Source organism: Pseudomonas sp. TWP3-1 (assembly GCF_049896625.1).
In the GTDB taxonomy this organism is placed as follows: domain Bacteria; phylum Pseudomonadota; class Gammaproteobacteria; order Pseudomonadales; family Pseudomonadaceae; genus Aquipseudomonas.
The window spans coordinates 203,383-222,216 of record NZ_JAFCUQ010000010.1 but is presented as its reverse complement, the minus strand read 5'-3'; the positions used below and the strand labels follow the sequence as shown (position 1 = coordinate 222,216).

General features: G+C 58.7%; 17 protein-coding genes and 1 tRNA gene. 7 read left to right on the top strand and 11 right to left on the bottom strand.

The features are described 5' to 3' along the window. Nucleotides 1-240 precede the first annotated feature (240 nt). Nucleotides 241-2,256, bottom strand: a complete 2,016-nt coding sequence (gene uvrB, locus ACP7BN_RS16015) for an excinuclease ABC subunit UvrB (protein WP_420648716.1) — start codon at nt 2,254-2,256, stop codon at nt 241-243. A 336-nt stretch (nt 2,257-2,592) separates the two neighbouring features. Here uvrB and ACP7BN_RS16010 point away from each other — a divergent pair, with 336 nt between their 5' ends. Both ACP7BN_RS16010 and ACP7BN_RS16005 read left to right on the top strand, forming a co-directional pair. Beyond that, nucleotides 2,593-3,789, top strand: a complete 1,197-nt coding sequence (locus ACP7BN_RS16010) for an amino acid aminotransferase (protein WP_420648717.1) — start codon at nt 2,593-2,595, stop codon at nt 3,787-3,789. 112 nt (nt 3,790-3,901) lie between these two features. Continuing rightward, entirely contained in the window at nt 3,902-4,102 is a 201-nt protein-coding gene (locus ACP7BN_RS16005) for a hypothetical protein (protein WP_420648718.1), read from the top strand. Here ACP7BN_RS16005 and ACP7BN_RS16000 read toward each other — a convergent pair. Then, nucleotides 4,099-4,329, bottom strand: coding sequence for a hypothetical protein (locus ACP7BN_RS16000; RefSeq protein WP_420648719.1), 231 nt, complete (start codon nt 4,327-4,329; stop codon nt 4,099-4,101). The genes ACP7BN_RS16005 and ACP7BN_RS16000 overlap by 4 nt on opposite strands. A 221-nt stretch (nt 4,330-4,550) precedes the next feature. On the opposite strand from ACP7BN_RS16000, the gene ACP7BN_RS15995 reads away from it, so the two are divergent. Further along, a tRNA-Asn gene (locus ACP7BN_RS15995) sits at nt 4,551-4,626 on the top strand. 72 nt (nt 4,627-4,698) lie between these two features. Here ACP7BN_RS15995 and ACP7BN_RS15990 read toward each other — a convergent pair. The 4 genes from ACP7BN_RS15990 to ACP7BN_RS15975 form a co-directional block, all read right to left on the bottom strand. Next, nucleotides 4,699-7,767 carry an efflux RND transporter permease subunit gene (locus ACP7BN_RS15990; protein ID WP_426205198.1) on the bottom strand — a complete coding sequence of 1,023 codons (3,069 nt, stop codon included), beginning with the start codon at nt 7,765-7,767 and terminating at the stop codon, nt 4,699-4,701. Continuing rightward, a complete protein-coding gene (locus ACP7BN_RS15985; protein WP_426205197.1) occupies nt 7,764-8,885 on the bottom strand; it encodes an efflux RND transporter periplasmic adaptor subunit in 1,122 nt (373 codons plus the stop codon). The genes ACP7BN_RS15990 and ACP7BN_RS15985 overlap by 4 nt, the downstream gene beginning before the upstream one ends. 175 nt (nt 8,886-9,060) lie before the next feature. Continuing rightward, nucleotides 9,061-9,681, bottom strand: coding sequence for a TetR/AcrR family transcriptional regulator (locus ACP7BN_RS15980; protein WP_426205196.1), 621 nt, complete (start codon nt 9,679-9,681; stop codon nt 9,061-9,063). Nucleotides 9,682-9,811: 130 nt separating this feature from the next. Continuing rightward, nucleotides 9,812-10,195: a winged helix-turn-helix transcriptional regulator gene (locus ACP7BN_RS15975; protein ID WP_426205195.1), complete on the bottom strand. Its 384-nt coding sequence runs from the start codon at nt 10,193-10,195 to the stop codon at nt 9,812-9,814. A 101-nt stretch (nt 10,196-10,296) separates the two neighbouring features. Here ACP7BN_RS15975 and ACP7BN_RS15970 point away from each other — a divergent pair, with 101 nt between their 5' ends. Next, complete coding sequence (locus tag ACP7BN_RS15970; protein WP_426205194.1) at nt 10,297-11,046, top strand: NADPH-dependent F420 reductase; 750 nt, start codon at nt 10,297-10,299, stop codon at nt 11,044-11,046. A 64-nt stretch (nt 11,047-11,110) separates the two neighbouring features. Here the strand turns inward: ACP7BN_RS15970 and ACP7BN_RS15965 are convergent, their stop codons facing one another. After that, a complete protein-coding gene (locus ACP7BN_RS15965; protein WP_426205193.1) occupies nt 11,111-12,631 on the bottom strand; it encodes a nucleobase:cation symporter-2 family protein in 1,521 nt (506 codons plus the stop codon). A 216-nt stretch (nt 12,632-12,847) separates the two neighbouring features. Between ACP7BN_RS15965 and ACP7BN_RS15960 the strand changes: the two genes are divergently transcribed. The 3 genes from ACP7BN_RS15960 to ACP7BN_RS15950 are packed head-to-tail and all read left to right on the top strand — an operon-like array spanning nt 12,848 to nt 14,564. Then, nucleotides 12,848-13,342, top strand: a complete 495-nt coding sequence (locus ACP7BN_RS15960) for a PAAR domain-containing protein (protein ID WP_426205192.1) — start codon at nt 12,848-12,850, stop codon at nt 13,340-13,342. A 46-nt stretch (nt 13,343-13,388) separates the two neighbouring features. Further along, a complete protein-coding gene (locus tag ACP7BN_RS15955; protein ID WP_426205191.1) occupies nt 13,389-14,138 on the top strand; it encodes a hypothetical protein in 750 nt (249 codons plus the stop codon). Then, entirely contained in the window at nt 14,139-14,564 is a 426-nt protein-coding gene (locus ACP7BN_RS15950) for a DUF4952 domain-containing protein (RefSeq protein WP_426205190.1), read from the top strand. It abuts the gene before it with no gap. Here the strand turns inward: ACP7BN_RS15950 and ACP7BN_RS15945 are convergent. From ACP7BN_RS15945 to ACP7BN_RS15930, 4 genes are all read right to left on the bottom strand, one after another. Beyond that, nucleotides 14,546-15,388 carry an arylamine N-acetyltransferase family protein gene (locus tag ACP7BN_RS15945; RefSeq protein WP_426205189.1) on the bottom strand — a complete coding sequence of 281 codons (843 nt, stop codon included), beginning with the start codon at nt 15,386-15,388 and terminating at the stop codon, nt 14,546-14,548. The genes ACP7BN_RS15950 and ACP7BN_RS15945 overlap by 19 nt on opposite strands. Nucleotides 15,389-15,487: 99 nt before the next feature. Further along, the gene (locus ACP7BN_RS15940) at nt 15,488-16,282 is read right to left on the bottom strand and encodes an exodeoxyribonuclease III (protein WP_426205188.1); all 795 of its coding nucleotides are present in this window, start codon (nt 16,280-16,282) and stop codon (nt 15,488-15,490) included. A gap of 75 nt (nt 16,283-16,357) precedes the next feature. Next, nucleotides 16,358-17,800: a mechanosensitive ion channel domain-containing protein gene (locus ACP7BN_RS15935; RefSeq protein WP_426205187.1), complete on the bottom strand. Its 1,443-nt coding sequence runs from the start codon at nt 17,798-17,800 to the stop codon at nt 16,358-16,360. 147 nt (nt 17,801-17,947) lie between these two features. Beyond that, entirely contained in the window at nt 17,948-18,814 is an 867-nt protein-coding gene (locus ACP7BN_RS15930; protein ID WP_426205186.1) for a pirin family protein, read from the bottom strand. Between the last annotated feature and the right edge of the window lie 20 nt (nt 18,815-18,834).

The window sequence follows — 18,834 nt, the reverse complement described above, 5'->3', positions numbered from 1 at the left end:
ATACATGCTTTTGGCCATGTGTGAGACGTTGGAGCAACACACCCCAGAGGAGCTGGCGGCTTTTGCTAAAGAAGCCATCGGCTGGATGGCCAGCCGAAGAACTTAGATGTGTAGATACCAATGCTCATCGCTGGCAAGCCAGCTCCCACAAGGATTGAAGGTGTACACAACATGTGTGAACGCCAGAGAAACCTGTGGGAGCTGGCTTGCCAGCGATGAGGCCATCGGAAGCGATAAAGATCAAACAGCCAAAAGGCGCTCGCGCAATTTGGCCACTTCATCCCGCATCTGCGCCGCCGCTTCAAACTCCAGATCACGCGCCAACTGGTACATCTTCTCTTCGAGTTGACGAATGCGCTTGGTGATTTCGCTCGGCGAGCGCAGTTCGGCTTCGTACTTGGCGCTCTCTTCGGCAGCCTTGGCCATGCCTTTGCGCTTTTTGCTGCGCGAGCCGGGCACGGTAGCGCCTTCCATGATATCGGCGACGTCCTTGAACACACCCTTAGGGGTGATGCCATTGGCGAGGTTGAAGGCAATCTGCTTGTCGCGACGCCGTTCGGTTTCGCCAATCGCGCGCTCCATCGAACCGGTGATGCGGTCCGCGTAGAGAATCGCCCGACCGTTGAGGTTTCGCGCCGCGCGGCCAATGGTCTGGATCAGTGAGCGCTCGGAACGCAGGAAGCCTTCCTTGTCCGCATCGAGAATCGCCACCAGCGACACTTCCGGCATGTCCAGACCTTCACGCAGCAGGTTGATCCCGACCAACACGTCGAAAGCACCGAGACGCAAATCGCGGATGATCTCCACGCGTTCGACGGTGTCGATGTCCGAGTGCAGATAGCGCACGCGCACGCCGTGATCGGCGAGGTAATCGGTCAAGTCCTCGGACATGCGTTTGGTCAGCGTGGTGACCAGCACCCGCTCTTCCAGCGCCACGCGTTTGCCGATTTCCGAAAGCAGATCATCGACCTGGGTCAGCGCCGGACGGATTTCGATTTGCGGGTCGACCAGACCGGTCGGACGCACCAATTGCTCGACCACTCGGCCCGCGTGTTCCGCCTCGTAGTTGCCCGGCGTGGCCGAGACAAAAATCGTCTGCGGGCTGATGGTTTCGAATTCGTCGAAACGCATCGGCCGGTTGTCGAGCGCCGAGGGCAGACGGAAGCCGTACTCGACCAGCGTTTCCTTGCGCGAACGGTCTCCCTTATACATCGCGCCGACCTGCGGCACGCTGACGTGGGATTCGTCGATCACCAGCAAGGCATCGGCCGGCAGGTAGTCAAACAAGGTCGGCGGTGCCTGGCCGGAATCGCGACCCGAAAGGTAGCGCGAGTAGTTTTCGATGCCGTTGCAGTAACCCAGTTCGAGGATCATTTCCAGATCGAAACGCGTGCGCTGCTCCAGCCGCTGGGCTTCCACCAGTTTGTTGTTGCTGCGCAGGTATTCGAGGCGCTCCTGCAATTCAACCTTGATGCCCTCGATGGCGCCGAGCAGGGTTTCGCGCGGCGTTACGTAGTGGCTCTTCGGGTAGAAAGTGAAACGCGGCATCTTGCGGATGACTTCGCCGGTCAGCGGATCGAACGCGGAAATGCTCTCGACCTCGTCATCGAACAACTCGATGCGGATCGCTTCCAGATCGGATTCGGCGGGATAAACATCGATCACATCGCCACGCACGCGGAAGGTCGCGCGGGCGAAATCCATGTCGTTGCGCGTGTACTGCAAATCCGCCAAGCGGCGCACCAGGGCGCGCTGATCGAGTTTGTCGCCGCGATCAATGTGCAACACCATTTTCAGATAGGTGTCCGGGCTGCCCAGACCGTAGATGCACGACACCGTGGTGACGATGATCGAGTCCTTGCGCTCCAGCAGCGCTTTGGTCGCGGACAGACGCATCTGCTCGATGTGGTCGTTGATCGACGCATCCTTCTCGATGAAGGTGTCGGACGACGGCACGTAAGCTTCAGGCTGGTAGTAGTCGTAGTAGGAAACGAAGTATTCGACCGAGTTGTTCGGGAAAAACGCCTTGAACTCGCCGTACAACTGCGCGGCCAGGGTTTTGTTTGGCGCCAGCACCAGCGTCGGGCGCTGCACCTGGGCGATGACGTTGGCGATGCTGAAGGTCTTGCCCGAACCGGTTACGCCGAGCAGCGTCTGGTGCGCCAACCCGGCCTCGATGCCCTCGACCAATTGGCGAATGGCTTCCGGCTGGTCGCCAGCAGGGTCGAAACGGGTGACAAGCTGGAATTCGGACATAAATACCTCTGGGTCGCGACGCTGCGGATCAACCGGCGCGCCACGGAAAAGACCGCAAACGAGCAATGTCGCCCGAGGAAAAACGAAGATTGTGTTGAATGTGGAGTCGATTGCCTCGCCTTTCAAGGCAAACGTCCTACATCCGGTAAAGTCTCTGACACGGGCAATCGACTAACGGTCGAGAAATAATCGGAAAAACTTACGCCAAAAGCCGATTCGCCTGTCGCCATCGGTCGATGATGGCCTCTATACTAGCTCCCCGTTTGTGCACCGCTCTAGTGCATTCGGCTGGAGCGCTACACGTCCCTCCACACTCCATTCAGAGCCGCCGCAAAAATGAGCCTGTTCTCCGCTGTCGAAATGGCACCCCGTGATCCGATCCTGGGCCTCAACGAAGCATTCAACGCAGACACCCGCACCGACAAGGTCAACCTGGGCGTTGGTGTTTACTGCAACGAAGAGGGGCGAATTCCACTTCTGCGCGCCGTTATCGAAGCCGAAACCACCCGCGCTGCTCAGCATGCCTCGCGTGGCTATTTGCCAATCGATGGCATCGTCGCTTACGACCAGGCTGTGCAAAAGCTGCTGTTCGGCAATGATTCGCCGCTGCTGGCTGCCGGTCGCGTAGTCACCACTCAGGCTGTCGGCGGGACCGGCGCTCTGAAAATCGGTGCTGACTTCCTCAAGCAACTGCTGCCGAATGCGGTCGTGGCGATCAGCGACCCGAGCTGGGAAAACCACCGCGCGCTGTTCGAAACCGCCGGTTTCCCGGTGCAGAACTACCGCTACTACGACGCCGCCACCCACGATGTGAACCGTGCCGGCCTGCTCGAAGACCTCAACGCCCTGCCGAACGGCTCGATCATTGTCCTGCACGCGTGCTGCCACAACCCGACCGGCGTCGATCTGAGCCCGGCGGACTGGAACAACGTACTGGAAGCCGTGCGCGCCAAAGGTCACGTGCCTTTCCTCGATATGGCTTACCAAGGCTTCGGCGACGGTATCGATGAAGACGCCGCTGCTGTGCGTCTGTTCGCAGAGTCCGGCCTGACCTTCTTCGTCTCGAGCTCGTTCTCCAAATCGTTCTCGCTGTACGGCGAGCGCGTCGGCGCCCTGTCGATCGTCAGCGAATCGAAAGAAGAAAGCGCGCGCGTGCTGTCGCAAGTCAAACGCGTGATCCGCACCAACTACTCCAACCCGCCGACCCACGGCGCAAGCATTGTCGCTGCGGTGTTGAACAGCCCGGAACTGCGCGCCCAGTGGGAAGCCGAACTGGCCGAAATGCGTCTGCGCATTCGCGGCATGCGCGAGCAGATGGTCAGCCTGCTGGCAGAAAAAGCCCCGCAACGCGACTTCAGCTTCGTCGGTCGTCAGCGCGGCATGTTCTCCTACTCCGGCCTGACCACCGAACAGGTGCATCGCCTGCGCAACGAGTTCGGCATCTACGCTCTGGACACCGGCCGCATCTGCGTGGCCGCGCTGAACCAGCGCAACATCAAAGCGGTAACCGATGCCATCGTTCAGGTGATCTGATCCGGTTGCGTGACGAAAAACGGGAAGCCTCAGGGCTTCCCGTTTTTATTTGTCTGAAGAAAACCGTCCATAAGCTCTAGACTGCACACAGACGATATTTCAGAGAGACAACATGAAAAACGATGACCTGCGTGCCGACCGCGACGAAATGGATGACTTCATCCCCCGCTCCCCGGCCAAACGCAGCAACAATCTGGTGCTGCAAGTCGCGGCTGGAGTGTTTCTCGGCGGCCTGGCGCTGTGGCTGGTGCAACTCGGCGCGACGATGCTCTACGCCAAACTGATGCTCGGCACCGTCACGTTCGGCGGTTAAGCCAGTTCGGTTGCGCGCTGGGTGGCAGCGTCGTCGTAGACTACGTACAGCGACTCGGCGATCTGGCTTTTGATGGCTTTGGCAGTTTCCAGGCCGAGGACAAAGCCTTCAGCCTTGCCGCCCGCGCGGTTCAATTCTTCAGCGGTGCTGGCCTGAGTGATCGCATCGAAGAGTTTTTCGGCGTGCGGGCCGACGCCCTTGGGCAGGCTGATTTGAGCGGTGGTCATGCGGACACCTCGATGTGCAGTGATGTGTGATTCATGTGGCGCGTACCTTATCGGCGAATGGCCGGCAGCGCGTGTGACCACTTCCGGGCGGCCATGGTAGACCTCTCGGGCGATTCTGGTAACCGCCAATCGCTGACAAACCACCGTCCGTCCTGATGAATCGTGAAAGTTAATAACTGATGCTTGACTTCTCTTTTTGAATCAGTAACATACGCACCAATTCCGCAATAGCTCAGTTGGTAGAGCAAGTGACTGTTAATCACTGGGTCCCTGGTTCGAGTCCAGGTTGTGGAGCCAAACATAGATTCAGAGATTTTTTTCCAGTCTTTGAATCCTCGAAGAAACCCGCCTCTGGCGGGTTTTTTCGTTTCAGTCTTCCGTATGCGCTGGCTCAGGCTTGATCTTGAACCAGAGGGCGTACATCGCTGGCAGGAACACCAGGGTCAGCACGGTGCCGGCAAACGTACCGCCAATCAGGGTATAGGCCAGCGTCCCCCAGAACACCGAATGGGTCAGCGGAATGAACGCCAGCATCGCCGCCAGCGCCGTGAGGATCACCGGCCTCGCGCGCTGCACAGTGGCTTCGACCACAGCGTTGTAAGGCGAAAGGCCGGATTGCTCATTGGAGTGAATCTGGCCAATGAGAATCAGCGTGTTGCGCATCAGAATCCCGGACAGGGCAATCAGCCCCACCAAGGCGTTGATCCCGAACGGTTGCTGGAACAGCAGCAAAATGGGTACCACTCCAATCAGGCCCAACGGCGCGGTGGCGAACACCATCATCATTGCCGACATCGAGCGCACCTGGATGATGATGGTCAGCAACATCAGCGCAATCATGATCGGGAACAACGGCAGCAATGCCTTGTTCGCTTTACCCGACTCCTCGATCGAGCCGGCCAACTCGATCCGGTACCCCGCCGGCAGTTTGTCGATGATGGGCTGCAGCTGCTTTATCAAGGCATTGGAAACATCGGGAGGTTGAAGAGCCTCAGCCACGTCACCACGCACGGTGATGGTCGGCGTACGATCACGACGTCGCAGAACGGGCTCCTCCATCCGCACATCCACCGCGCCGACCTGGGACAGCGACACGCGCTGCCCATGGGCGCCGGTCAGCGTGAAGGCGGCAATTTTCGCTGGATCCAGACGCGTATCTCCCGCCGAGCGAGCGACCACCTGCACCGAACGAATGTCCTCACGCACCTCGGTGACAGGCACCCCCGTGAGCAGAAATTGCAGCTGTTGCGCGACATCGGCCGAGGTCAAGCCGAATGCTTGCAGACGATCCTGATCCAGCGTGAGATGAAGTGCCGGCGCGCGTTCGCCCAGGTCGGTGTTGACAGTCCTCATCATGGGGCTGGCAGTCATGACTTCACGCACTTGCGCGGCGATATCCCGCAACACAGCAAGGTCCGCGCCCATCACCCGAAAGGCCACTGGATACGGTGAATAGGGGCCAAATACCAACTGCGTCACGCGCACCCGGGCTTCAGGCGCCAAGCCATCGGCCACGGCTTGCCTGAGGCGCAGCTTGAGCGCCTCGCGCTCTTGCTGACTCGCGGTCAGCACGACGATTTTTGCAAAGGATGGATCGGGTAGCTCAGGGGCCATTGCCAAATAGAAGCGCGGCGCGCCCTGACCAATGTAAGCGGTGACGATCCTGGCCTCCGGCTGCCGAGCCAGCCACGCCTCGACTTTGGCCGCTGCCACATCAGTCTGTTCGATAGACGTGCCGTGAGGCATCTGCACCTCAACCAGCACCTCAGGCCGGTCGGACGTTGGAAAGAACTGCTTCTTGACCACACCCATGCCGAGAATCGCAACTACAAACAGGCCAACGACGGATGTAGCCACCAGACCTTTGCGGCGGATCACACTGCCCAGCAGGCGCCTGAACCGCTGGTAGTTCGGCGTACCGTAAATCGCCGCATGCCCGCCTTCAGGCACTTTGATCTGCGGCAGCAGTTTGACCCCCAGGTAAGGGGTAAACACCACGGCCACCACCCATGAAGTGATCAGCGCAATGCCAACGATCCAGAACATGTTCGCGGTGTACTCACCAGCTGTCGACTTGGCAAACCCGTTGGGCATGAAACCGATAGCCGTCACCAACGTCCCCGACAACATCGGCGCGGCCGTGTGGCTCCAGGCGTAAGCAGACGCCTTGATTCGGTCGTAGCCCTCCTCCATCTTCACCACCATCATTTCAATGGCAATGATTGCATCGTCCACCAGCAGTCCCAGCGCCAGAATCAACGACCCCAAAGTAATTCGATCGAAGTCCTTGCCCGTGGCCGCCATCACAATGAACACCGCCGCCAGGGTCAGCGGCACCGCCGCGGCAACCACAACGCCGACCCGCCAGCCCATGCTGAGAAAACACACCAGCAGCACCACGCCCAGGGCCGCAAAAAACTTCAGCATGAATTCGTTGACGGATGCGCCAATATTCACCGCCTGATCCGTGACCTTGGTCAGGCTCATGCCCAAAGGCATCTGCTCGTTGATCGCTGTCGCCTCGGTCTCCAGCGACTTCCCCAGATCCAGACCGTTCCAGCCATCGCGCATGACCACGCCGAGCAACAATGCCGGCTCACCATTGTTGCGAATCAGGAACGTCGCCGGATCCTCATAACCGCGTTTGACCTCAGCCACATCGGACAACTTCAGGGTTCTGCCTTCCACCATCAGTGGGGTATCACGAATCTTCTGCAGGTCATCAAATGGGCCATCCAGGCGAATGAAAACCTGCGGCCCCTTCGCCTCTACCGAGCCGGCCGGCGTCATCATGTTTTGCGTGTTCAAGGCACTGAAGATGTCTCGTGCGGAAATGCCCAGTGTCGCCAGACGCTCGTAGGACAGCTCGACAAAAATGCGCTCGGCCTGCTCACCGATGATATTGACCTTCTTCACACCCGCCACATGCAGCAGACGCTGGCGCAAGCTCTCGGCTTCGCGCACCAACAGGCGTTGCGGCTCACCCTTGGCCTTGAGCGCATAGAGCGCGAAGGTCACATCGGAATACTCGTCATCGACCATCGGGCCAATCACCCCGGACGGCAACCCCTTTTGCTCATCGAGGATTTTCTTGCGCGCCTGATAGAACTCCTCCTGAACGGCTGAGGGCGGCGTGCTATCCAGCAGATAAACCGTGGTGAACGCCAGTCCGGGGCGAGTAAAGGTTTCAGTCCGATCGTACCAACGCAGTTCCTGCATGCGTTTTTCAAGTTTTTCGACCACCTGGTCTTGCATCTCCTGGGCCGTCGCCCCAGGCCAGGCGGTGACCACCGTCATTTGTTTGATGGTGAACGCGGGGTCTTCCGCACGGCCCAGCATGAAGAACGCATACAACCCGCCTACAGAAATCAGCAGGATCAAAAACAGGGTGATTGAGCGCTCGCGTACTGCCAGCGCCGAAAGATTGAAGCCGCTCATCGACTCACCTCTCCCAGCATCTTTTGCGTCGTACCGACAAGTTCAGTCCTGACTTTCTCTCCCTCACGCAAAAGATGCGCACCCAGTGCGACAACTCGATCACCCACTTGCAGATCGCCCGCCACGCGCACGCTGTCCTCGTTATTCAGGCTGCGAACGCTGATCGGGCGCCACACCACATGCTCCGGCTCTCCCTCAACCACCCAGACACCGGGGCCTTTACCCGCGTCATAAAGGGCTCCGATGGGCACTTGTAACTCCCTGGCATCAACCACATTCGAATCCGCGATACCCACCGATATCGTCGAACCCAAAGTGGCCTGGGAAAGATCCCCTTCCAGCACATAACGCGCTTCAAAGGTTCGGGTCTGCAGGTCGGCAGAATCGGACAACTGACGTAAACGAGCGCTGCCGCCACGCTGGTTGGGTCCGTAGAGCTCAACCGTAGCCACAGAACCCAGGGCTGGACGGAGCGTTTCGGGCAACTGGATCACCGCCTCGCGCTGCCCTGAGTGAGCAACACGCACCACCACCTGACCAGCGCCAATCACCTGTCCCGGCTCAGCCAGGGTTTCCACCACAACGCCATCGGCATCAGCCAATAACGTCGAGTAACCGGTCGCGTTTTTTGCCACATCAGCTTGAGCTCGGGCAGCGTTGAGCTGGGCCTTCGCCGAGTCGGCAGCCGCTTTGTACCCTGCGTACGCTGAAGCAGACACCGCCCCGACGGACACCAACTTACGGTAGCGAAGCTCATCATCGACGGCTTGCCGGGCTTGAGCTGTCGCCGCCAGAACCACTGCCTGCTGCGCCCTCGCCGTCAGCGTCAAGTCGTTGGCATCGATGCGCATGAGTGCCTGACCGCGCTTTACAGTCTGCCCGGCATCCACCAGACGCTCCGAGACTTTCCCTGGCACTCGAAAACCGAGATCGCTCTGAACGCGCGCCGCGACGATACCCGTGAATATCCGTGCAGCGGCCCCGGCTGGCTGAACCACACCGATACGCACCAAAGGCACTTGAAGGCGAGGATCGGCAGGCGTGGCCTTGTTGCAGGCGGCCAGGGCAAACGGCAAGACGAGAATGACAGCGAGTGACAAGCGATGGCGCAGGATCATAAAGATCTCCCGGTAACGGATGCGTCATGCTCATTCAAGTGACCAATTAAGTCAATCGTCACTAATCGGACAGGTGCATACTTTCCACTGGATCAGAACACAGCAGAAAAGACTGATATCGGTTTTTCAGGCGTACAAGCTGAGACGGATGCGTAGTGCATCCGTCAGCAAAGGTTCAAGGCATCAGGCTGCGCAGAACCAGACTGGAGATCAGAGAAGGGGCTTGCTCAACAACATCGAGGTTGTGCTGCAAGAGCAAAGGATTGATGAAGGGCCGCAGCGCGAGATGAATCGCCTCTACCGTTTCGTCCAGCGGTGTCTTGCGCTCGAACTCTCCCAGTTCTCGCCCTTCACGCACGATTTGCATCACGAAGTTCTTGATCTGAGCGTCATAGAGTTCTGAACTGGGCCAGCGCTCTGACGCCGCAAACGCTGCGATGTCATAGAGTTTCCGGTCGTTGAAGAACAGGCTCACACCTGTAGCGATCACGGTTTTGACCAGACGCCGAAACCGTTCGGTCGGCGAAATGCCCTCTACGTTGATGGCCTGCTCCACTGCCGTGACGATCTCCGTCAGGCAATTTTTACAGATTGCTTCACCAATCGCCTGCTTGGACTCAAAGAATTTGTAGATGTAAGCCTTGGAAAATCCGATGGCCTTGGCCAGGTCAGAAACGGTTGTTTTGCCATAACCGTACTGACTGAAATGCTCGTTGGCCGCCGCGACAATCTGGTCTCGAATGTCGTGATCGACGGGGCCTCGGGCGCTGGGCGAAGAAACTGATGGCTGATTCATGCGAGCAGCTTACTCATCCCCAAGGTGGTTGACAACTTGTGACCAAATTGTAATTTAGTCATTAGCCGCCCCTTTCGCAGGTGTCACGCGGCAGACCTCCACTGAGGGGGGACGGCGTGCCTGAGAGGCACTATGGGGCATCGGTTTTGGCACGCTCTAGATGGTGCAGGTGCCGGAGTTCAGCCCAGTCGATGAGAGCAGTCATCGTCGGGGCAAGTGCATGACCGAGCTCTGTCAGGGCGTACTCCACCCGTGGAGGCACTTCTGGATAAACGGTTCGATGGACGATGTCGTCTTGTTGCAGCCCTTTTAACTGTTGGATCAGCATCTTCTGCGTGACATCAGGAATCAGTTTCTCCAGTTCGGAAAACCGAAGCGGACGGCCCTTGGCGGCCATCAGCTCATTGATGATGACGATCTTCCACTTTCCCTCCAGCACGCGAAGGGTGGCGTTGACAGCGGCGGACCATGCCTGGCGCCGTATTGGGTTCTGACATTCCCACTCGCGATCCATCATCACTTACCTTTTGGTGGGTTACAGACAAAAACGTCGGTTCTTGCGAATTTTGCAGCATCGATAATACCGTAGCCGGACTTTGAGTCTCTGGACAAACCATGAAAATCGCTATCGTTGGAATCGGATCTATTGGCGGCAATCTTGCTCGTCGGCTCGCCGCTGCTGGCCATCAAGTCAGCGTGGCCAACTCCCGGGGCAAAGCTGCCGTCAGCAGCTTTGCAAGAGAAGCCGGCGTCACCCCTGCCGACCTCAAAGGCGCAATAGACGGCGCCGATGCTGTGATACTTGCCGTTCCTCTGCCTGCAATGGCAACGCTGCCAAAAGACCTGCTATCCGAACTGCCCTCCTCGGTTCCAGTGGTCGACACCAGCAACTACTACCCAGGCCTGAGAGACGCGCGGATTCGCTCATTGGAATCGGGTCAGACGGAAAGCGTCTGGGTCAGCGAGCAGATCGGCCGACCCGTCATCAAGGCATTCAATAATCTCCTGGCTTACTCGCTGGAAAATCTTGGTCAGCCGAAAGGGACAGAGGGCCGTCTGGGCGTAGCTGTGGCGGGCGACGATGCCCATCAGAAAACGCTCGTGATGCAGCTCGTTGACGACGTTGGCTTCGATCCGGTGGACAGCGCAAGCCTTGAGGATTCATGGCGGCAACAGCCATGCACTCCAGCTTACTGCTGCGATTACACGGCTGCTCAAATGCGTCCGGCACTGGCCGCAGCAGTGAAAGGAGCCGCAGCGCCGAAACGGGAGGAGTTTAATGTGCGCTTGCCTGAACTCTTCGCCAGTAATCCTTCCCACGCCGACGTGGTGGCATTTAACCGGAGATTCAACGCGGTCGACTGATATCCGCCCAAATGAAAAGGGCCGATCTGTCACCAGATCGGCCCTTTTTCAAACGTCAAAGCAGTCAGACATGCTCGCTGCTTTTACTCTGCAATTTAGGCGCACCGTGGCCGTGATCCGCGTCCACTTCAATCACCGGGACTTCCTTGCCGTCGCAGTCATGCAGTTTGCCGTCGCAGAAGTAGTCCCCTTCGCGTAGTGCCGCCAGGTCGCGATAGCGCAGGGTGCGCTCCTCTGCGACTGCGAACACCGACTGCTGGTCAGAGTTACCAGCGGTGAAGTGGTTGAACGCCAGATTCAGCAATATCGCCATGATCGCCGACGAACTGATGCCCGAGTGAAAAATGGTCGCGAACCAGCTCGGGAATTGATCGTAGAAACTCGGCGCGGCAATCGGGATCATGCCGAAGCCGATTGAAGTGGCGACGATGATCAGATTGACGTTGTTGCGGTAATCGACCTTGGACAGCGTACGAATGCCGCTCGCCGCCACGGTGCCAAACAGCACGATGCCGGCGCCGCCCAGAACCGAAGTCGGTACCGCCGCGATCACCCGTCCCATGAAAGGCAGCAGGCCGAGGATCACCAGAAACAAGCCCCCGGTGGCCACCACAAAGCGGCTCTTGATCCCGGTCACCGCCACCAGCCCGACGTTTTGGGCAAAGGCACTTTGAGTGAACGAGCCGAAGATCGGTGCAAACATGCTCGACAGCATGTCGGCGCGCAGGCCGTTGCCCAGACGTTTGGAATCGACCTTGGTGCCGATGATTTCACCGACGGCGAGAATGTCCGCCGAGGTTTCCACCAGCGTCACCATGACCACGATGCACATCGACAGGATCGCTGCGAAGTGGAAGGTCGGCATACCGAAGTGAAACGGCGTCGGGAAGCCGAACATCGGGCCTTGGGTGACGGTGGAAAAATCGGCCATGCCGAGGAACACCGCCAGCACCGTACCGATCACCATCGCCAACAGAATCGACAAGCGCGAGATGGTCGAGCTGCCGACCTTGCTCAGCAGCAACACCAGCACCAGCGTGACCGCCGCCAGACCGATGTTCTGCATGCTGCCGAAGTCCGGCGCGTGACTGTTGCCGCCCATCGCCCAGCGTGCGGCCACGGGCATCAGCGTCAGGCCGATAGTGGTGATCACAATCCCGGTGACCAGCGGCGGGAAGAACTTGGTAATTCGCGAGAACACCGGGGTTATCAATAGTCCTATGAGTGACGCGGCAATCACCGCGCCGAGCACCGACTGGAAGCCACCCTCCCCGCCACTGCTGACAATCGCGACCATGGTCGCAACACCAGAGAACGACACGCCCTGCACCAGCGGCAACTGACAGCCAAAAAACGGCACACCGAGGGTTTGCAGCAGCGTCGCCAGCCCCCCCGCAAACAATGAAGCAGCAATCAACAAACCAATGTCTGCCGGCGACAGACCGGCCGCCTGGCCGATGATCAGCGGCACCGCGACGATACCGCCATACATGGTCAGAACATGTTGCAGGCCGTAAGCCATATTCGCGCCGACCCCGAGATTCTCGTCCTCGGGCCGTTGGTGTGAAACATGGGGCGTTTTCATGGTTGGGGGGTTCCCTGGTTTTTGTTATGCGCACACTGTATGCAAGACTCAGGACAAATGTCCATAGAGTTGTATACAACTTTACAGCCGTGCGTCATCTAATCCGCAACCGACGAACAAGGTTGAGTCCTCGCCCCGCGCGTGTCAGGATCCAGCCACGACGCCGTATGGACTAACGGTAGATCCCGCCCCCAAGGCCCAGAAAAGGACTTCAGCATGAGTGGAAAACCAGCCGCACGCGCAACAGACGCCACCTCGTGCCCGGCACACGCCGGACAGACCATCACCGCCGGCTCCCCGAACGTATTTTTTGACGGCTTGCCAGCCGCCCGACTGGGTGACCCGGCCTCCTGCGGCAGCGCAATCAGTAGCAATACCTCCGCCACTGTCTTCATCAACGGAAAAAATGCAGCCATTCAAGGCAGCCTGGGTTCCCACGGCGACGTTATCGTCGGTGGTTCCGGAACCGTCATCATTGGCCATAGCGGCGGTGGCGCGCCGATCAGCCCCGTTCTACCGATCAACTTGGGCTTCGACGAGCAGTTCACTTTGCTGGACGCCGACGGGGAACCGGTCCCGGACTTCGCTTACAAAATCACGACGGCATCGGGCATCGTATTTCGCGGAGTAACCAATGAACTCGGACTGACCAGGCGGGTATCCACCCGTGCCAGCGAGCAACTTCATCTTGAACCCGACGACCTTGCTTGAGTATTCAACGTCGATCAGCTGAAAACTTAAAGGAGCTGTAACTCGCATGGCGCAGGCAATCTTGAGCAATAACCGGGCAACCTCGAACGCCCAGTCCGGCAGTACTCACACTGCAGCCGTCATCACCAAGTACACCAAGCGCGCGAACGACGACGGTTGGCTGGCGGTAAAGCTGGATTCGACCGGCGTGCTGGTGGCCTTGTGCGAGTTCACCAAAGTCACCCTCATCAAAGAGTCCGGAGGTCGGACGTATTTCCGGATTGCCGATGGCAACTCGGAGTTCGCCGGAGAGACTGCCAGCCTGAAAAGCGAAAACGCGATGCAGTTTTTGACGGACGCCCCGACCTCTGGCCAGGCAACCGTGAAAGTCAAATATGTGGGTGCTCCGGCATATGCCGTATCAGAGTTCAAAGGCCGGCGCCTGCAGCAGTGGGCGCAAGTCAGCTTCAACGGCCAGACGGCCAAGGTGACACTCAATACCATCTGGGATGAGAACTACACGCCGATACCTCCTGGCCGCCACCGGATCATGGCCCCCGACCGCTCCCATGCCAACGTGCCGACGGGCGGCTACAAGGTCAAAGCCAATCTGCATTGCACAGACGTCTGGTTTCCAATCGAACTACAGGGCAAGAAGGGCAATAGCAGCCGTTACATTCACGTTGGCCACATTTCCGAGGGCTGCGTAACCTTCTATGAGTTGGCCAAATGGAATGACGTCTACGACTACCTGATTAGCCGACGAGTCAAAGGTGAAGGCGGCAAATATGTCGGCGAACTGCTGGTGGAGAAATAAGTGAAACAGCTAATCCTTGCTCGATTGATACCCGCGCTGTTGTTGGTGATTGCCAACAGCGCCAGCGCCGACTTTACTTGTGATGACTTTCTGTCGAGGCTCGGAGACAAGCCATCATTTGTTGAATTTCAAGGCTGCAAGCAGGCACTGGACCGCATGGGCCAGCCATTTTCAGCCAGCTATGAAGTTTCCGGAGCCAATGCTTCGAAAGCCGAAAAGTACCTTGAGCAGCACTTCGGGATATCGCCGATCACGCGCGCCTGTTGTGTCTGGGACTCGACCCAAAATGGCTTCAGAGATCCAACAACAGGCATCAACTACCTGATCAGCATTGGCTCAGAGGAAACAGAGGTCAGGCAACGAGAGTCGTGGGCCAGTATCGATCACTTCATTATCCAGGTCGATGCTTACGCTGAGGATCCCTGACCGGGGTCGATAAGGCGTCTGAGCACCGGCCTCAACAACTGCGGGCTCGCGACCCGTATTCCGAACTCAATCTCAAGCAGATCGAGTAGATCCTCTACATCCACCACCTCGCGCCGATCGCTCTCGGCACCCATACGATGAATCGCGAAACTCCCGTTGTTCAACGTACGCCGCCAGCCATCGCCAGTGCGCGCGACCATCAGACGGTTAGCGAACGGCGATTCCGGATGCGTCGAGACGTACCAGTTGCCGAGGGTGAAATCGATGTCTTCCTGGCGCTGCAGATCGAACAGGTACATCGGGCGCCACTCGCCAGCGACCTTGGCCGAGAGCATGTAACCGTCAGTTTGCTTTTCGATGCGATAGGGTTCGTGCGGCGTGGCTTGCTCGCTTTCAGTGTCGAGTAACAACGGTGCGGTGGGCACCATGCCGCCGAAGCCTACGTCAGTGATGTAACGCACCCCGTCGATGGTCACCAGACTCACGCGGTGCGTGCGCGCCGTCCATGCACCTTCGGGCTGAGCCATTACTACCCGACCACTGATACCACGCGCATCGAAACCCAGCTCAAGCAGCAGCGCCAGAAACAGACTGTTGAGTTCGTAGCAATAACCGCCCCGTCCATCGTGCAGAATTTTCTGCTGCACTGATGGCAGATCGATCAGCACCGCTTCGCCGCTGATGGTCGAAAGATTTTCGAAGGGAAAAACCCCGGTGTGGCGCAGTTGCAATTGGCGCAAGGTATCGAGTGTCGGCGCGGGAGGTTGCTCGAAACCCAGGCGTTGCAGATACAGTTTGACGTCCGTCAGGCGTGGCTCGCTCATTGCTCGGTCCTTATGCAGTGGCTGCGGATCGTTCCGCTGATGGTCGCCATGTATACGGGATCCGAGCCACGCTTCGACAATTGATTTCGCCAATCGCCACTATCGCTTCTTGCGAGAATCGATGCGAATCCAGGTCGGCGCGTGATCGCTGGCGTGAGGTTCGTTGCGCACCCACGCATCAACCCCGGCCTCATGCAGATAAGGACTCAGCGCCGGATTGAGCAGGAGATGGTCGATGCGCAACCCGGAATTGCTCTGCCAATGGTTGCGGAAATAATCCCAGAACGTATACAGCCGATCCTCGGGATACAGATGCCGCAGCGAATCGGTCCAGCCCTGATCGAGCAGGCGCTGATAGCACTCGCGGCTCTCAGGTTGCAGCAGTGCATCCTTGAGCCATGAGCGGGTGTTGTAGATATCCATATCCGTGGGCACTACGTTGTAGTCACCGGCCAGCACCACCGGATGATCGCTGCGTTGCAGATCCTTGGCGTAGCTGATCAAGCGTTCGAACCAGGCCAGTTTGTAATCGAACTTCGGCCCCGGTTGCGGGTTACCGTTGGGCAAATACAGACAGCCGACCAGAATGCCGTGCACGGCGGCTTCCAGATATCGGCTTTGATTGTCATCCGGATCGCCGGGCAAGCCGCGCCGACTCTCCAGCGGTTGCGCGTCGCGAGCGAGAATCGCCACACCGTTCCACGCCACCTGACCGTGCCAGATTGCACCGTAGCCCGCCGCCTCAAGTTCTGCAGCGGGAAATGCAGTGTCGACCAGCTTCAGTTCTTGCAGACAGACGATGTCCGGTTGTTCGCGCTTGAGCCACTCCAGCAGATTCGGCAGCCGCGCGCGCAGCCCGTTGACGTTGTAGGTGGCGATCCGCAGCTTTTTCATCGACGCAAGCTCCTGCCAGTGACGGTTAAGCTGTGACCGCCACCGTGCCGAAGTGGTTGCGTTGGATTTGCCTGCTCATACCCGATTGCGCAGCCACTGCAAAAAGCCCTTCTTCGGCACGATCACCGGCGCGTCCTGCGTCAGCGCTTGCGCTTTGTGCAGGCGATAATCGAGCAGCGTCTGCATGGCGTCGTTGATGTCGTGGCGAGCGTCCAGGCATGGCTTGAGATATGTCTTCTCGATGCGATACATCGCACAAAAGGTTTTTGCGGCGAAAGCGGCCGGCACTGATGAATCGGAAAGAATCCCGGCCTCGCCGATCACCTCGCCCGGCCCCATGCGCCCGGATTCGAACGGTACGCCGTGGCGCGTCAGAGTCACGCTGACCACGCCGGATTCAATGATGAACAAGTGATCGCTGACCTCGCCTGCGCCGAGAATCGTCTCGCCGGCACGGAAGGTTTGCAGGGTCATGTTCTGGCTGAACGTTTCTTTTTCTTCCTCACGCAGCGTGGAGAAAATCGGCGAACTGTGGAGCAACCCGCGTGGCCGCGACAGGTGCGCGGGCGGGCTGGGTTCGACGCTCGACAACAGGTTGACTCCAGACGCCTGCAAGTGCCGATAGGCCAGATCGAACAGTTGATTGCGCACCGTGCGCTTTTCGTTCATCGAAGCGACGAAGCCACTGATTTCATACTCCACGCCGCCACTGGCCGAGCTTTTCAGTGACACGTTCGGCGCCGGGTGGTCGAGCAAAGGACGGCAACCCTGCATGGCGCGCTCCAGCGCTTCGATCACCGTGTTCGGCCGCGCATGCGGACTGACTTGCAGGCTGATGGAGATTCCGAACATGTCGCTCGGGCGGCTGAAGTTGATGATCTTGGCCTTGGCCGCCAGCGAGTTGGGAATCACCGCCATGCTGCCCTGACTGGTTTGCAGACGCGTGGCGCGCCAGTCGATATCGGTGACCCGCCCTTCGGTGCCGTCGATGGAAATCCAGTCATCCAGTTGATAGGGCTTGGTGGTGTTGAGGACGATCCCGGAAAACACGTCGCTCAAGGTGCTCTGCAACGCCAGACCGACAATGATCGCCAAAGCGCCGGAAGTCGCCAGCACGCCTTTGACCGGTAGATCGAGTACGTAGGCCAATGCCGCAATGATCGCGATCAGGAAGATCACCGCACCCAGCAAGTCCTGCAACAAGCGCCCGGTGTGCCCGACCCGCTGCATCATCACCGCGCCGAGCAACACCGTCAGCGTCCGCGCACCGAACAGCCACCAGCCAATCTGCAACCCGGTCGCAGCAAGATGCAGCGGCACGTTGTCGGCCCACGGCGCCGGCTCCATCGGATTCAGACCTTCGTTGAACAGCACGATGCTGAACAGGGTGAAAATCAGCACCCGCACCAGCAGCTTCCACTCGCTGCCGCGCGAGCTGATCAGCCGCCACAGCCCGAGGTCGACGAGGATCAGGATCAATGCACAAAACAACGGATGTTCGGTGAGCAGAGACAGCATCAAACAACTCCGACAGGGGCCAATCGCGAGAAGATCGCACAGATTGGGCTCAGTGTAGGAGCAATTGATTTGGCGGGATGTATACGGTCCTCAAAACCTCTTCAAAACCCTGCAGGAGCAGGCGCACTCCCACAGGGTTAGTAGATTTCAGACAGGCATCCGGCCGAACCGCCCGGACTGGAAGTCAGCGAAGGCTTGATGGATCTCTTGCTCGCTGTTCATCACAAACGGGCCGTGACCAACGATCGGTTCATCAATCGGCTCACCACTGAGCACCAACACCATGGCATCGGCCTCGGCTTGCAGCGTCAGCTCGTGGCCAGCGCGTTCGAACAACACCAGTTGGCCAGCAGCAGCGACTTGCTGATCGTTGATCCGCACAGCGCCGCGCAACACAACCAGAGCGGTGTTGCGACCGTCGTGCAGATCAAGCGTCAGCAACTTGCCGGCGTTCAAGCGCAGGTCCCACAGATCAATCGGCGTGAAGGTGCGAGACGGGCCTGTGTGGCCGTCGAACTCACCGGCGATCAGGCGCAGGCTGCCGGCATCGTCCTTGAGCGCAATGTTCGGGATGTCACCGTCAAGAATCGTCTGGTAAGCCGGAGCGGCCATTTTGTCCTTGGCCGGCAGGTTGACCCACAGCTGGACCATCTCCAGCGTGCCGCCGGTTCTGGCAAAGTCTGTGGAATGAAATTCCTCGTGGAGAATCCCGGAAGCAGCGGTCATCCACTGCACATCCCCTGGGCCGATCTTGCCGCCACTGCCGGTGGAGTCACGATGCTCGACCTCGCCTTTATAGACGATGGTGACCGTTTCAAAGCCGCGATGCGGATGCTGACCTACCCCACGGCGCTCGGTGGTTGGAGAAAACTCCGCAGGGCCGGCGTGGTCCAGCAACAAAAACGGGCTGATGTGCTGCGCCAGGTTGTCGTAGGAAAACAGCGTACGCACCGGAAAACCGTCGCCGACCCAATGGCCGCGAGGGCTGGTGTAGATACCGATGATGTTTTTCATTCGGACTCCTGAAAGAAAGG